14 protein-coding genes and 2 pseudogenes are annotated in these 15,236 nt (G+C 33.7%); 15 read left to right on the top strand and 1 reads right to left on the bottom strand.

Annotated elements, in window-relative coordinates; all coding sequences use genetic code 11:
- The first annotated feature begins 100 nt into the window (after window positions 1-100).
- The 12 genes and pseudogenes from ACXKY9_RS25915 to ACXKY9_RS25860 all read left to right on the top strand — a co-directional run bounded on the left by ACXKY9_RS25915 (window position 101) and on the right by ACXKY9_RS25860 (window position 9,989).
- On the top strand, window positions 101-1,513 hold the full coding sequence (locus ACXKY9_RS25915) for a C40 family peptidase (protein ID WP_000499473.1): 1,413 nt from the start codon (window positions 101-103) through the stop codon (window positions 1,511-1,513).
- Between the two features lie 127 nt (window positions 1,514-1,640).
- A complete protein-coding gene (gene comFA / locus ACXKY9_RS25910) occupies window positions 1,641-2,990 on the top strand; it encodes an ATP-dependent helicase ComFA (protein ID WP_000879427.1) in 1,350 nt (449 codons plus the stop codon).
- Window positions 2,990-3,694, top strand: a complete 705-nt coding sequence (locus tag ACXKY9_RS25905) for a ComFC family protein (protein ID WP_016100030.1) — start codon at window positions 2,990-2,992, stop codon at window positions 3,692-3,694. The genes comFA and ACXKY9_RS25905 overlap by 1 nt, the downstream gene beginning before the upstream one ends.
- Window positions 3,695-3,820: 126 nt before the next feature.
- On the top strand, window positions 3,821-4,018 hold the full coding sequence (cspC, locus tag ACXKY9_RS25900) for a cold shock protein CspC (protein ID WP_001990088.1): 198 nt from the start codon (window positions 3,821-3,823) through the stop codon (window positions 4,016-4,018).
- Between the two features lie 322 nt (window positions 4,019-4,340).
- The gene (hpf, locus tag ACXKY9_RS25895; RefSeq protein WP_000671186.1) at window positions 4,341-4,883 is read left to right on the top strand and encodes a ribosome hibernation-promoting factor, HPF/YfiA family; all 543 of its coding nucleotides are present in this window, start codon (window positions 4,341-4,343) and stop codon (window positions 4,881-4,883) included.
- 404 nt (window positions 4,884-5,287) lie between these two features.
- Window positions 5,288-5,761 carry a DUF2712 domain-containing protein gene (locus ACXKY9_RS25890; RefSeq protein ID WP_000511547.1) on the top strand — a complete coding sequence of 158 codons (474 nt, stop codon included), beginning with the start codon at window positions 5,288-5,290 and terminating at the stop codon, window positions 5,759-5,761.
- 117 nt (window positions 5,762-5,878) lie between these two features.
- Window positions 5,879-6,448 carry a hypothetical protein gene (locus tag ACXKY9_RS25885; RefSeq protein WP_001211058.1) on the top strand — a complete coding sequence of 190 codons (570 nt, stop codon included), beginning with the start codon at window positions 5,879-5,881 and terminating at the stop codon, window positions 6,446-6,448.
- Window positions 6,449-6,475: 27 nt separating this feature from the next.
- Window positions 6,476-7,260 (top strand): annotated as a pseudogene (locus ACXKY9_RS25880) (hypothetical protein).
- A complete protein-coding gene (locus ACXKY9_RS25875; protein WP_000466508.1) occupies window positions 7,247-7,942 on the top strand; it encodes a hypothetical protein in 696 nt (231 codons plus the stop codon). Before ACXKY9_RS25880 ends, ACXKY9_RS25875 begins: the two are co-directional and overlap by 14 nt.
- Before the next feature lie 71 nt (window positions 7,943-8,013).
- Complete coding sequence (locus ACXKY9_RS25870; RefSeq protein WP_033667451.1) at window positions 8,014-8,778, top strand: hypothetical protein; 765 nt, start codon at window positions 8,014-8,016, stop codon at window positions 8,776-8,778.
- A gap of 3 nt (window positions 8,779-8,781) precedes the next feature.
- Window positions 8,782-9,420: an ATP-binding cassette domain-containing protein gene (locus ACXKY9_RS25865; RefSeq protein ID WP_000371027.1), complete on the top strand. Its 639-nt coding sequence runs from the start codon at window positions 8,782-8,784 to the stop codon at window positions 9,418-9,420.
- 41 nt (window positions 9,421-9,461) lie between these two features.
- On the top strand, window positions 9,462-9,989 hold the full coding sequence (locus ACXKY9_RS25860) for a hypothetical protein (protein WP_033676694.1): 528 nt from the start codon (window positions 9,462-9,464) through the stop codon (window positions 9,987-9,989).
- Here the strand turns inward: ACXKY9_RS25860 and ACXKY9_RS25855 are convergent.
- A pseudogene (locus tag ACXKY9_RS25855) lies at window positions 9,986-10,135 on the bottom strand (tyrosine-type recombinase/integrase); the annotation flags it as partial. The gene ACXKY9_RS25860 and the pseudogene ACXKY9_RS25855 sit on opposite strands and share 4 nt — an antisense overlap.
- A gap of 356 nt (window positions 10,136-10,491) precedes the next feature.
- On the opposite strand from ACXKY9_RS25855, the gene secA reads away from it, so the two are divergent.
- The 3 genes from secA to cccB all read left to right on the top strand — a co-directional run bounded on the left by secA (window position 10,492) and on the right by cccB (window position 15,006).
- Window positions 10,492-12,999: a preprotein translocase subunit SecA gene (gene secA / locus ACXKY9_RS25850; RefSeq protein WP_000579387.1), complete on the top strand. Its 2,508-nt coding sequence runs from the start codon at window positions 10,492-10,494 to the stop codon at window positions 12,997-12,999.
- A gap of 144 nt (window positions 13,000-13,143) precedes the next feature.
- Window positions 13,144-14,242 (top strand): peptide chain release factor 2 gene (gene prfB, locus ACXKY9_RS25845; RefSeq protein ID WP_096001716.1). Its coding sequence is split into 2 segments (ribosomal slippage): window positions 13,144-13,215 and window positions 13,217-14,242, totalling 1,098 coding nucleotides; the frame shifts between segments, so codons are not numbered across the junction.
- Between the two features lie 440 nt (window positions 14,243-14,682).
- Entirely contained in the window at window positions 14,683-15,006 is a 324-nt protein-coding gene (gene cccB / locus ACXKY9_RS25840; protein WP_000727971.1) for a cytochrome c551, read from the top strand.
- Window positions 15,007-15,236 lie beyond the last annotated feature (230 nt).

Genomic DNA, 15,236 nt, shown 5'->3' with positions numbered 1-15,236 from the left:
GTTTTTTCTTTGTTTATAGAAGTGAGAAAAGTATATAAATTTCTACACATACATACAAAAATATACGCATTTTGCGCTAGAGCTACATATAATATTACATTTGTTTTACAAAAACGTAACATTAGCAAAAAAAATCCCGAATTATGGTATAAATTTTATAGGTTATATACGGAAAAAGAAAAAAGAAAGCGGTGTAAAAAATAAAATGAAAAAGCTAAAAATGGCATCTTGTGCATTAGTTGCAGGATTAATGTTTTCTGGGCTAACACCAAATGTATTTGCAGAAGATAAAATTTCTGATGTGAAATCACAAATTAACACACAAAATGACACTTTACATAAACAACAACAAGAACGTGATGAATTACAAAAACAAATGAATGACTTAAACAAAACAATTCAAGGTTTAGATAAATCTGTTCAAGAGAATGCTGCAAAGCTTGATGAAACAATGAAAAAAGTTTCTGATACTGAGCAATTAATTGAAAAGAAAAATAAAGATATTGCAGAATTACAAACAAAGATTGCAAAACGTGAAGAGCTATTAAGAAAGCGTTTAGTTGCACTTCAAGAACAACCAAATACGAACGTTGTAACAGAAGTTCTTGTAAACTCTAAAAACGTTGCAGATTTAGTTGATCGTTTAACTTCTGTTTCTAAAATTCTTGAGTCTGATGAAGATATCATGAAAACACAACAAGAAGACCAAGCTAGTGTGAAAAAAGATGTTGCAACGGTAAAAGAAAAACAAAAAGAATTAAAAGAAGCACAAGCTCAAATTGAAACTGCTAAGAAAGAACTTGACGCTGAAAAAGAGAAAAAAGCAACAGCGGTAAACGATTTAAGCGGTAAAATGGATACAGTTGTAACTTCAATGACAAGTACGGAAGGTCAATTGAAAGAGCTTGAGAAACAAGCATTACAATTACAACGCATTGCCGAAGAAGAAGCACAAGCAAAAGCTGCACAAGAAGCTGCTGCTCAAAAACAAGCAGAGCAAGCTGCTAAAGCTGCGCAAGCTCAACCAGCACAAGCACCTGCAGAGCAAGCTGCACCAGCAAACAATGGTGGACAAGCTCAAAAAGAAGAGCCTAAAAAGGAAGAGCCTAAGAAAGAAGAGCCTAAAAAAGAAGCACCTAAACAAGAAGAGAAAAAACCAGCTCCAAATGTGGGTGGCGTAATTGGTAAAGCGCAAAGCTACTTAGGTTTACCATATGTTTGGGGAAGTGCATCTCCATCAAACGGTGGTTTTGACTGTAGTGGATTCATTTCTTACATCTTTGGTGTAGGTCGTCAAGACGTTAGGGGTTACTGGAACTCAGTTTCTAAAGTAGATAGCCCACAACCAGGAGACTTAGTATTCTTCCAAGGTACTTATAAAGCAGGTCCATCTCACATCGGTATTTACGTTGGTAATGGCCAAATGATCCATGCTAGCGATAAAGGAATTGCGTACGGTGATATTAACAGTTCGTATAACCAAAAACATTTCTTAGGATACGGTCGATTCTAGGATTTATAAAAGAATAAAAACCGTGTATAAAGTCGATAGCTTACTATTTTATAAGTAGGTTATCGGCTTTTTTGAGTTTTTACGAGATGATGAGAAAGGTTTATAGTAGTGCTGGAGGTGATTGTTGATGCTAGCGGGGAAACAGTTGCTATTAGAAGAACTTTCTTCAGATTTACAGAGGGAATTAAACGATTTGAAAAAGAAGGGAGAGATCGTATGTGTACAAGGTGTAAAAAAGAAGAATTCTAAATATATGTGCCAACGCTGCGGAAATGTAGATCGGCGGCTATTTGCGTCGTTTTTATGTAAAAGGTGCAGTAAAGTGTGCGCATATTGCCGGAAGTGTATAACGATGGGGAGAGTAAGTGAATGTGCTGTACTTGTTCGCGGGATTGCTGAAAGAAAGAGAGAAAAGAATTCAAATTTGTTACAGTGGAACGGGACGTTGTCTACTGGCCAGAATTTGGCGGCGCAAGGAGTTATAGAGGCTATTAAGCAAAAAGAATCATTTTTTATTTGGGCTGTATGCGGGGCTGGGAAAACAGAGATGTTGTTTTACGGAATTAACGAAGCGCTTCAAAAAGGAGAAAGAGTTTGTATCGCAACGCCGAGAACGGATGTTGTTCTGGAATTAGCACCGAGATTGCAAGAAGTATTTCCATATATAAAGGTAGCGGCTTTATATGGAGGGAGTGTGGATAAAGAAAAAGATGCAGTACTAGTCGTTGCGACTACGCATCAATTATTACGTTATTATAGGGCGTTTCATGTCATGGTTGTAGATGAGATAGATGCGTTTCCATATTGTGCAGATCAAATGTTACAGTACGCGGTAAAACAAGCGATGAAAGAAAAAGCGGCGCGTATTTATTTAACTGCGACTCCAGATGAAACGTGGAAGCGAAAACTTAAACAAGGTAAACAAAAAGGTGTTATTGTTTCTGGACGATATCATCGTCATCCTTTGCCAGTTCCTTTATTTTGTTGGTGCGGGAATTGGAAAAAAAACCTCATTCATAAAAGAATTCCTCGAGTTTTACTACAGTGGTTACAAACATACTTAAATAAAAAATTCCCTATTTTTTTATTCGTCCCCCATGTGCGATATATAGAAGAAATAAGCTTGTTGTTAAAACCATTAAACAATCGAATTGAAGGTGTACATGCAGAAGATCCAGGGAGAAAAGAAAAAGTAGCGGCTTTCAAAAAGGGAGAAATCCCATTATTAGTTACAACGACAATTTTAGAGCGAGGCGTAACGGTGAAAAATTTGCAAGTCGCAGTTTTGGGGGCGGAAGAAGAAATGTTTTCAGAAAGTGCGCTCGTACAAATTGCGGGCCGAGCAGGGCGGAGCTTTGAAGCACCGTATGGAGAGGTCATTTATTTTCACTATGGCAAGACAGAGGCGATGGTGCGCGCGAAAAAACATATTCAAGGTATGAATAAAAATGCGAAAGAACAAGGATTGATCGATTAATGCATTGTTTACTTTGTGATGAGTGTTTTGTAGAAAAGATTAGTTGGTACACTTTTTTTGTAAAGTGTCATAGAAAATATATATGTGATAGATGTGAGCAGAAACTTTCCTATATTATAGGAGAAATTTGCATGGAGTGCGGGCGACCTTTAGAATTTGTTCCTGCCGCATTTCAAGAAGACGGTATTTGTATAGATTGTATAAGGTGGACGAAAGAGGAGAAGTATCGTTCTTTTAAAAACCGTTCGTTATATATGTATGATGATGAGATGAAAGAAATAGTAGCACAGTTTAAGTTTCGGGGGGATGCGGAGTTAGTGCACATTTTTTATCGTCCTTTTCGAAGTTTATTTCAAAAGTATTTTGCCAATGTTTCAACCGTTATCGCTGTTCCGCTTAGTAAGGAAAGGGAAATTGAACGTGGTTTTAATCAAGCTGAGTTATTAGCAACTTGTTTGCCTGTCAAAATTTCTTATCCATCATTAAGAAGAAGGGAAACAGAAAAGCAAAGTAAGAAGACACGTAAAGAAAGGGTGTCAGGAAGCAATCCTTTTTATTTTCAGGGAGAAGAGATGTTTTCTGAGCAACATATTTTACTCGTTGATGACGTGTATACGACAGGGATTACAGTTAGGCAAATCGGAAGTTTGTTATATGAAAGAGGGGCAAGAGAAGTATCTAGTTTGACACTTTGTAGAAGTTAATATGGCAGTGTCGAAAGGGATAATAAAAAGGCGATAAGTCTTCTTTGACTTCATATGTTGTCATTCGTTATAGTCAAAATATGGGGCGAATGCCCTGATTTTTAGAGTGAAGGGAATGGAATGAACATGCAAGGAAGAGTGAAATGGTTCAATGCAGAAAAGGGATTTGGGTTTATTGAGCGTGAAGATGGTGACGATGTATTTGTCCATTTTTCTGCTATTCAACAAGATGGATATAAGTCATTAGAAGAAGGGCAACAAGTAGAGTTTGACATTGTAGATGGAGCACGTGGACCACAAGCAGCTAATGTTGTGAAACTGTAGGGTATATTGTTTTTGGAAGAGAAAGCTGCGTTTGTGGCAACGTTATATATATGTAGTAGAACCTCTTGTTTTTCGCAAGGGGTTTTTGTTATAGTGTAAGTTGTCAAAAAGTTGTTTCTTTTCTGTAACGAATTGTCCACAGTTATATTCGTTACTCACGATGTTAATAGGATAAAATAAAGATAGAAACGATGCATCTTTTCATTTCAACAAAAAACGATAAAAAAATCGCAATTCCACTAATTTTTTTAAAAAAGTTAGAAGGAGTTTTTAAGCCAATGTCGAAATTATAATACATAGGCTTGAAAGGAGGAATTCATCTATGAAATTCAACATTCGTGGTGAAAATATTGAAGTAACTCCAGCATTAAAGGAATATGTAGAGAAAAAACTAAGTAAGTTAGAGCGTTATTTTGATACATTCCCAGAGATTAAAGTTAATTTAAAAGTATACTCTGACAAGCAACGTGTCGAGGTAACAATACCATTTACTGATTTATTACTTCGTGCAGAAGAAACTAATAGCGATATGTACGCTGCTATCGATTTAGTAGTTGATAAAATTGAGCGACAAATTCGTAAACATAAAACAAAAGTAAATCGTAAGTTACGTGAGAAAGGTTCTATGAAAACGAACTTTATCCTTCCAGAAGCAGTAGCTGTTTTGGATGAGGTAGAAGAAGATGAATTAGAACTTGTACGTACAAAACGATTCGATTTAAAACCGATGGACGTTGAAGAGGCAATCCTACAAATGGATATGCTAGGACATAATTTCTTCGTCTTCACAAATGCTGATACAAACGAAACTAATGTTGTATATGGCCGTAAAGATGGGAAATACGGTTTAATCGAAACTAAATAATAATTCGAAAGCGCAGCCGAAATGGCTGCGCTTTTTTTGTATTTTTCGCAGCAAGGTTAAAAAAGTTTTATAAGTAGCCGATTTCATTAAGAAGTGATTTTTAGGCGGTATTTCCTCAAAACAGCAGGAGAAAATTCGAAACTTAGAGAGGTGAGTTACTCTTTATTATTTGGAACAGGCATAGGAATGTAGCTACCTTTACAAGTAATTCTTTGCTAGGGATATAGTATTGTTTTTAAAAATTTAACGAAATGTTCGCAAGTGTAAAAGTAATATTAAATATTCTGAAATCCATTGAAGGTGTGTTGAGGTGTTGTTACCATAATATTGTATTATATTGATTTTGTTCCTTCAGTGGAAAAATACAATCAATATAATGCTACAAATTATCGGAGGTGCTTTTAGTGGGCATTAAGAAAAAAAGTCGTTTTATGTTTGGATCTGTTTTATCGTTAGGTATTTTAGCTAGTACTTTCGCTTTAACCGAACCGGCTAAGGCTAGTACAAGGGATGACCATGTGAATTTTACCTTTAGACTTTGGAGTCCATATGATTATACTAATGCACGTCCTAAAGAGACGCCTACCTCTATGTATATGCGTGTGAAGAGCAGTGAGAAGGGCGGAGGTTCTTTCAATGTTTGGACAGAAGCAGATAAAAATAAAAATGCAGAAGATAGAAAATGGGTAAATGTTTCAGGTAAGCATGAAGGAACAGTGATACCAGGTAGAACATATCTTTTTCAAAATTATGCATATGAAAACCATGGGAAAAATGTGCCTGTGAGATTTGGTGGTTATTCTAGAGAAAATAATGCTTATCCTACTGCTTGGAGTCCTGATAGTGTAAGACATAGTGGACCTTACATTGAATATTGATTTAGAAATTATAAATTGAAATTATTTATTTTATAGTGCTAGAAAAAGTCGTATAGTTTCAAATCCGGATTATACGACTTTTCCTGCTATTTCATTTTTAAAATAGGAGGAGCTGTAATGAGGTTTATTTCAAAATATATTTTAGTTTGTTTTTTTATATTGAGTATTAGTTTCTTAGTTTCTTGTCAAAAGAAAGTAGATGAACCTATTGTACATATTGAAGATACTTTAACGGAAAAAGATAATTTGAAAAGTATTGAATTAAAAGGAATTAACAAAAATACTATTTTTGAACAAGTGTTTTTGGAAAGTGAAAATGGTGATGATTTCTTTCAAGGACAAATAGAAAAAAATGATAGTTTAATAGAGGATAAGCTTTCAAATAAAAAATTGAAATTAGGAGTTATACCAGAAAATTATTATGTTTTTTTGACGGGTGTTACGAATAAGAAAAAACCAACGTATCTCTTGGGACGGATTGAACAAACTGATGGAGAAGTAATTCAGTGGAAACAAGAAGTTAAGAGTGTAAAAAGAAAAGGCACAAATGATGTTTATCAGTATGAAGTTGAGTTTCCTAAATTTGAAGGAGAGAGAGCAAATGTTTCTTTTCGTTACATTTGGTTAAATAAAGAAAAGAAATGTTATGGTGTTGCGGATCAATTGTTCATATTAAAAAAGATTTAAATTTAATGGTTTATGGAGGAGCTATAGATGAGTTACTTTTTAGGAAGGATTTTAAAAGGTAGGATGTTTTGGTTGTCTTTATTTATTATGTTAGTAATTGTTATTGCTCAATATATTGCTATGTTTGTGACAACTAAAGGATTTAACGATGCTGGGATTATAAAGGTATCCCCATATTTATCTAATATTTTATATTTTAATAGATTATCGTTTTATAGTGAGTTTTATTTACTTATATTTCCTATGCTTTCCGCAATGGCTGTAGCAGGGATTTATAGAATTGATAAAAATTATGGATTTATTTATCCTGTTATTTCTAAGATGGGAACATGTTATTATTTTAAGCTGCTTTATTTTATTAATTTTAGCGTATCTTTTTTTATTATAAGTGTCCCTTTACTATTTAATTTTTATTTATATGTGATGACTTATCCAACAGTTGCTCCGCATCCAATATTAAATTATATGGCTTCTACTGTTTCGCCAACAGCTCAATTTCATATAGTTTATTATAAGTACCCTACTTTATATTTTCTAATGTATGTATTTTTAAATGGTTTATACGGTGCGGTTTTTTCGAGTTTAGCTTTATCAGTTTCGTTTTTTATAAAACGAGTTTATTTTATTTAGTTCCATTTATTTTACATATTTTTTGGCTTGGTATTGGAAAAGGGATTCTCAATCCTAAAGATTATTTAATTAAAGATTTTGGCTTTTTTGAATTGCAAATTTTTCTTAGTGTACTGTTATGTATTTGGTTTTGTTCTGTAGTTCTTTATTTACGGGGGAGTAGGAAGCATGTTCTTTTATAATGTTATGAAAGAAACTATAAGGATGAAATATGTTTGGTTAAGTATTCTTTTTGTACTTAATGTTAGTATCATTGGTTGCTTGTTCAATTATTTTGAACCCGGAATTGTAAAAGAGAAAATGAACGAATTGGAAGCTTTGTATAAGGTTATTTCGTTGTATAATTTGTCGACTATATTTATTCCTTTAACAATTGTTTTTTCTGTATATTCTATGTCGAACTTTTTTAGTATTTATGTTGTTTACAGAGTGAATAATGCATTGAAATTAGTTTCTATATATTATTTAAAATTATTCGTTTTTGTTTACTTTTTTGCTGGGAGTATGATTTTACAGTTGTTTTTGATGTCAACTATGATGGCTGTAACTAGTGTTGATGTAAATTATCCATTATTATTTTGCATTCAATTATTTGCGAGTGTTTTTATATGTATGATAAGTGCTTTATTGCAATTATTTTTACCTAGTTTACTTGTAATAATATGTATGATTACTGCTGTTTTATTAGATAGATTTATATTACATGGATTTTTATTTACAAATGCTTTTTATATAAATGTCTTTGAAGATGCTACTGGTTTATTTATACGCTTATTTGGCTGTTTTTTTATCTTTTTTATAAGTGTATGGATTTTATCTAAAAAAAGTTATATTTCTATGAATGATGAGACAGAGGTGGTCTAGTTTACATTATGATCTTATATTATTTGTTAAAAAGAGATTTATATGTAAGGTTTCGAGATTCCATCAAGATAATGGTTTTTTTATTCTTAATTTACGCTATTATTGCAATTGCCTTTTTATACAATCAGCCTCTTAGTAATGGTAAAGAATCTGTATTAGTAGATGTTACCTTTTATCGATTTTTTCATGGAGTAGATTTTGTGGATTTATCTTATTTTTATAAGGAGGGGCGATTTTCTATCCCTTTTTATTGGATATTCTTTCAAATCACTCCTTTGTTGCTTGTAGGGAATTTTGCTTTTTCAGATATTCAACAGAATGGTGTTTATTTATTTCCTCGTGTTAAGAAGAAGCATTTTCTGTGGTTAACGAAAATATTATCTTTGTTTTTTTATATAATTATTATTTGGATTGGTATGTATTTTATTTGGTTTAGCGCTTACTATTTGCTTTCTTTAGGCGAGTATAATTTTTTAAATTTATATAGTCAATTTCCTTATAAGATATTAGGTACTATGCTAATTCAAATAATTATAAGCTTTTTATTAGCTTTGATTTTTGAGTTTTTAACTTTTTATATACCGATAACTATTGTTTTTGTACTAATGTTGTTGTACCTATTTTTGTCTATTTTCTTTCATAGTATTTATTTTTTAGGCTCTTTTGTTATGCCAAATCGTTGGTATTTTGTTGATCACAGTTCAATTCAATTGACTTTAGGTAATAATCAATCTATTCAATATAATGATTTACTTTTAATAGGAGTAGTAATTGTTGTTGTAATGATTTTATTAGGTAGTTTTTGTTTTAAAAAACTAGATGTGATAGGTGAATAATTTATGGACAATTATATTAAATGTGAATGTATGACGAAAAGATTAAAAGGAAATATTGTGTTAGATAATATTAGTTTGTCAGTAAAAAAAGGCGAATTTTTAGTTTTGAAGGGGCATAATGGCTCTGGTAAAACGATGATTTTACGCGCTATATCAGGGTTAATGCGCTTGAATTCTGGAGTTGTTTATATAGATAATGAAATAATTGGAAAACAAAAGCAATTTCCTGATTCTATGGGAATATTGATTGAATATCCAAGTTTTATTCCAGGGTATACTGGTTTTCAGAATTTGAAATTTTTATCATCGATTAACAATAAAATCTCCGATGAGGAGATTTATAATATTATTCAAAGGGTTGGACTTGATAAAACAGATAAGAGAAAGTATAAAAGATACTCTTTAGGTATGAAACAACGTTTAGGGATAGCGCAAGCTTTAATGGAACAACCAAAATTACTGTTATTAGACGAGCCAACTAATGCTTTAGATAGTGATGGGATAAAAGATGTTTTAGATATTTTGAAAGTAGAAAAAGCCAAGGGAACGACTATTGTTGTAGCCAGTCATGATGTGCATGTTCTAGATAATGAAATGGTAGATCGTATTGTACATGTTAATAATGGAAAGTTGGTAGATTAAGAGTGACGAGAAAACATATCTTAATAAGTATTGGATTGTGTCTGTTGCTATGTATATTTGCTAGTTTATTTAGATTTAAAACATTAAATCTAAATAATGAATCTTATAAAGTGGTAAAAGATGAGTTTTTATCTAATAGAACTTTTGAAGATGAGCGAGGAATTACGTTTCATGCACTTGATCCTCTTGATCCTACAAAAGTTTATGATCCCTATGAAGACCGTGAAGTAGTGACGTATGTGTTACCTTTAGATATTACAAATACAACAAATCGAGATATTAACTTGCTTAGTAATAAGTCTATTTCCGATACAATGTTTTATTCTAAAATAGGTGAGTTTTATAATTTAATCCCTTATTCAATGGAATTACCTAAAAAATATCAGTTTGATCCTGTAATACCTGCTGGTAAAACGGTACGAGGGTATATAGGGACAAATTATTTTACAGGAGATGACCCTTATAAAAATTATAAAAACTTTTCAAATGAATCAACTAAAGTGAAATTCATTTCTTTTATGAAGGATAGGAAAGGGAAATATCATGAATTGGAAATACCGATAAATTAATAAAATTTATGATTGATACAGCTATATGTTAATGGTATTTGTAGATTTTGCAACATAACAATATCTTTTAAAGTCGGAGTTTTTTTGTAGGTGTAAGTATCTATGGATGCTACACCTGCAAAGTTTCCGGCTTTTTGTAATTGTTGATTTAGATTTTATTAAGGAATTTCTGGTAGTCATATTCTTTCAAAGGAAACTTGAAAGAATATGACTTAGATTTAATACGAAATTTGTAACGTGAAATTGAAATAGCGAGACAGAGAAAAGGAACGTAACAAATGAAATAAAAACTTTTTTTGAATATAAGGCCCGACATCTTGCCGATTGTTGTCATAGTTATAAGACAAGTGTTACAATTATCATTAGGTATATACATTTTAGTTTTTTTAATTAGGAGAAAAATTGGCATAACATACATTTGATTTTTATAACGACTGATTGTAATAGAGAAAAAGAAAACAATCGGAAGTTTTATTTTAATAAAAAGAGGAGCGTATTTCCTATGATCGGTATTTTAAAAAAGGTGTTTGATGTAAATCAACGCCAAATTAAACGTATGCAAAAGACAGTTGAGCAAATTGATGCATTAGAGTCATCTATTAAGCCACTAACTGATGAACAATTAAAAGGAAAGACGCTTGAATTTAAAGAACGTCTAACAAAAGGTGAAACAGTAGATGATCTACTACCTGAAGCTTTTGCAGTTGTTCGCGAAGCGGCAACTCGTGTTCTTGGAATGCGTCCATATGGCGTACAGTTAATGGGTGGTATTGCCTTACATGAAGGGAATATTTCTGAGATGAAAACGGGTGAAGGTAAAACGTTAACATCTACATTACCTGTATATTTAAATGCATTAACAGGAAAAGGTGTTCATGTTGTTACAGTCAATGAATATTTAGCACAACGTGATGCGAGCGAAATGGGACAACTTCATGAGTTCCTTGGCTTAACGGTAGGAATTAACTTAAATAGTATGTCACGCGAAGAGAAACAAGAGGCTTATGCTGCTGATATTACGTATAGCACAAATAATGAGCTTGGATTCGATTACTTACGTGATAACATGGTTTTATATAAAGAGCAGTGCGTTCAACGTCCACTTCACTTTGCTATTATCGATGAAGTCGATTCTATTTTAGTCGATGAAGCACGTACGCCGCTTATTATTTCAGGACAAGCTCAAAAATCAACAGAGCTATACATGTTTGCAAATGCATTTGTTCGTACGTTAGAAAATGAAAAAGATTATTCATTTGATGTGAAAACGAAAAATGTAATGCTAACAGAAGATGGTATTACGAAAGCGGAGAAAGCTTTCCATATTGAAAACTTATTCGATTTAAAACATGTAGCACTTCTTCACCATATTAATCAGGGGCTTCGTGCACACGTTGTTATGCACCGTGATACAGATTATGTTGTACAAGAAGGCGAAATCGTAATTGTAGACCAATTCACTGGTCGTCTTATGAAAGGTCGTCGTTATAGCGAAGGATTACACCAAGCGATTGAAGCAAAAGAAGGTGTAGAAATTCAAAATGAAAGCATGACGCTTGCAACAATTACATTCCAGAACTACTTCCGTATGTATGAAAAATTATCTGGTATGACTGGTACAGCGAAAACAGAGGAAGAGGAATTCCGTAACATTTACAATATGAACGTTATTGTAATTCCGACAAACAAACCGATTATTCGTGATGATCGTGCCGATTTAATCTTTAAATCAATGGAAGGTAAGTTCAATGCTGTTGTTGAGGATATTGTAAATCGTCATAAAAAAGGACAACCTGTTCTTGTAGGTACAGTTGCAATTGAAACTTCAGAGCTTATTTCAAAAATGTTAACGCGTAAAGGTGTACGTCATAACATCTTAAATGCGAAAAACCATGCTCGTGAAGCAGATATCATTGCAGAGGCTGGTATGAAAGGTGCTGTAACAATCGCGACGAACATGGCAGGTCGTGGTACAGATATTAAGCTTGGAGACGATGTGAAAAACGTTGGTTTAGCAGTTATCGGTACAGAGCGTCACGAAAGTCGTCGTATTGATAATCAGTTACGTGGTCGTGCTGGTCGTCAAGGGGACCCTGGTGTTACGCAGTTCTACTTATCGATGGAAGATGAATTAATGCGCCGATTTGGTTCAGATAATATGAAAGCAATGATGGACCGCCTTGGTATGGATGATTCTCAGCCGATTGAAAGTAAAATGGTTTCTCGTGCGGTAGAATCTGCACAAAAACGTGTTGAAGGAAATAACTATGATGCACGTAAGCAGTTACTGCAATATGATGATGTACTTCGTCAACAACGTGAAGTTATTTACAAACAGCGTCAAGAGGTAATGGAGTCTGACAACTTACGCGGCATTATTGAAGGTATGATGAAATCTACAGTAGAACGTGCTGTTGCCCTTCATACACAAGAGGAAATTGAAGAAGATTGGAACATTAAAGGTCTTGTTGACTACTTAAATACAAACCTTCTTCAAGACGGAGATGTAAAAGAAGAAGAATTACGTCGCCTTGCTCCTGAGGAAATGAGCGAACCGATTATCGCGAAATTAATAGAGCGATACAATGAAAAGGAAAAGCTTATGCCAGAAGAGCAAATGCGTGAGTTTGAGAAGGTTGTTGTATTCCGCGTTGTAGATACGAAATGGACAGAGCATATTGATGCGATGGATCACCTTCGTGAAGGTATTCATTTACGTGCTTACGGTCAAATCGATCCACTTCGTGAGTACCAAATGGAAGGGTTCGCGATGTTCGAGTCAATGGTTGCTTCTATTGAAGAGGAAATTTCTCGTTACATTATGAAAGCTGAAATTGAACAAAACTTAGAACGTCAAGAAGTTGTGCAAGGTGAAGCTGTTCATCCTTCTAGTGATGGCGAAGAAGCAAAGAAAAAGCCAGTTGTAAAAGGTGACCAAGTGGGCCGCAACGATTTATGTAAATGTGGTAGCGGTAAAAAATATAAAAACTGCTGTGGTATCGTTCAGTAATATAGGACGGTAGCTTTGGCTGTTTTGCAAACTTTTATATCAAAAATGTATAATTAAGAAGGATTAAACTCTCTCCGTAATAAGTGGAGAGAGTTTCCCTTGTTTTCATACGAAAGTAACAGCAATTACATAGAGGTGAAGGAAATGGAATTAGTAGAAATTAGACAGGAATTAGAGAAAATGGCTAAGCGATTAGCGGCTTTTAGGGGGTCTCTTTGACCTCCCTACTAAGGAGAAACAAATTGCAGAATTAGAAGAAAAAATGATGGGCGCAGGATTTTGGGATGACCAACAAGGCGCACAAGCTGTAATTAATGAAGCGAATGCGTTAAAAGATATGGTTGGAAAGTTCCGTCAGTTAGATGAGACGTTCGAAAATTTAGAAATCACGCATGAGCTTTTAAAAGAAGAGTATGATGAAGATTTACATGAGGAATTAGAATCAGAAGTAAAAGGCTTAATTCAAGAAATGAATGAGTATGAGCTTCAGTTACTATTAAGTGATCCTTATGATAAAAATAATGCGATTTTAGAATTACATCCAGGTGCAGGTGGAACTGAGTCACAAGACTGGGGTTCTATGTTATTACGTATGTACACACGCTGGGCTGAAAAACGCGGATTCAAAGTAGAAACGGTTGATTATTTACCAGGTGATGAAGCTGGTATTAAGAGTGTAACTTTATTAATTAAAGGTCATAACGCTTACGGTTACTTAAAAGCAGAGAAAGGTGTACATCGTCTTGTACGTATTTCACCATTCGATTCTTCAGGGCGCCGTCATACATCGTTCGTATCTTGTGAAGTTGTACCAGAGTTCAATGATGAAGTTGAAATCGAAGTACGTACAGAAGATTTAAAAATTGATACGTACCGAGCAAGTGGAGCTGGTGGGCAGCACGTAAATACGACAGATTCAGCAGTTCGTATTACACATACACCGACAAATACGGTTGTAACATGTCAGTCGGAGCGCTCTCAAATTAAAAACCGTGAGCATGCGATGAAAATGTTAAAAGCGAAATTATATCAAAAGAAACTAGAAGAGCAACAAGCAGAATTAGATGAAATTCGCGGAGAGCAAAAAGAAATCGGATGGGGTAGCCAAATCCGTTCTTATGTATTCCACCCGTATTCTCTTGTAAAAGACCATCGTACAAATACGGAGGTTGGTAACGTACAAGCTGTTATGGATGGAGAGATTGATCCATTTATTGATGCTTACTTACGTTCTCGCATCTAATAAGCGAAAAAAAGCCAACGAAATTGTTGGCGCATGCTGAGGACAATAGAGGATATAAAGAATTTGATTTTATTTTTATAGATGAAGTAAAGAGGAAGAGAAGTTGGAAACGACAACTTCTCTTTTTGATGGGATTATATGTAGATTACAATGCTGTATATTGTTTTGTAAAAAGTAGAGAATAGTAAAATAGAGCGGTAATAGGGTAAAGATTTATATAGAACTTTTCTAATTTTCCTTTTAAAAAGGATACTTTATAGAAGTTTTTTTAGTTGTTCACAGAATTGAAACAACTTATGAAAGCTTTATTTTATCAAGGTTCTCACTGTATTTTTGAGGAATATGAAATACACCTTAGTTTTTCTATATAAAGATAATGCTTATAATGAAAATGAGTGTGTTAGGAATAAAAAGAATATCAACAATAGGGAGCGATAGAAGTGAAAAAGAAATTGTTGGCTATTGCGCTAGGGACATCGGTTGTTTTTGCTTTAGGAGCATGCGGAAATAAAGAAGAGAGTAAGTCTTCGAAACAGTCTGCAAGCACAGACAGCGCAGAACAAATTTTCCAAAGAAGTTGTGCGGGATGTCACGCAACAGATTTATCAGGGGCAACTGGACCTGATTTAAGAAAAGTAGGCGGTAAGTACGACGCTGCAGATATCGAAGAGATTATTAAAAAAGGCCGCGGTTCAATGTCACCAGGACTTATTCAAGGTGAAGATGCGAAAAAAGTATCTGAATGGTTAGCTGAACATAAATAAAAAAGGTGAAATGGACGAGTTGATAATATAGTCAACTCGTTTTCCTTTTTTCTGGTATGTAACATAACTGTAACAAAAATGTATCCAAATTGGAAACCGTTTGATGTTACAATGGGGTTTGTAGAATTTTGCTGAAATATATTACATAGAGTGGTATTGCTTATGAGAAAGCATAAGTAAACTACCTTCAACAAGGATGAATAAATGAAAATGAAGGATGTCTTTTATTT

The organism is Bacillus sp. 2175, assembly GCF_057812155.1.
The sequence above is the reverse complement of the archived record's forward strand: the minus strand, read 5'-3'. Positions and strand labels throughout refer to the sequence as shown.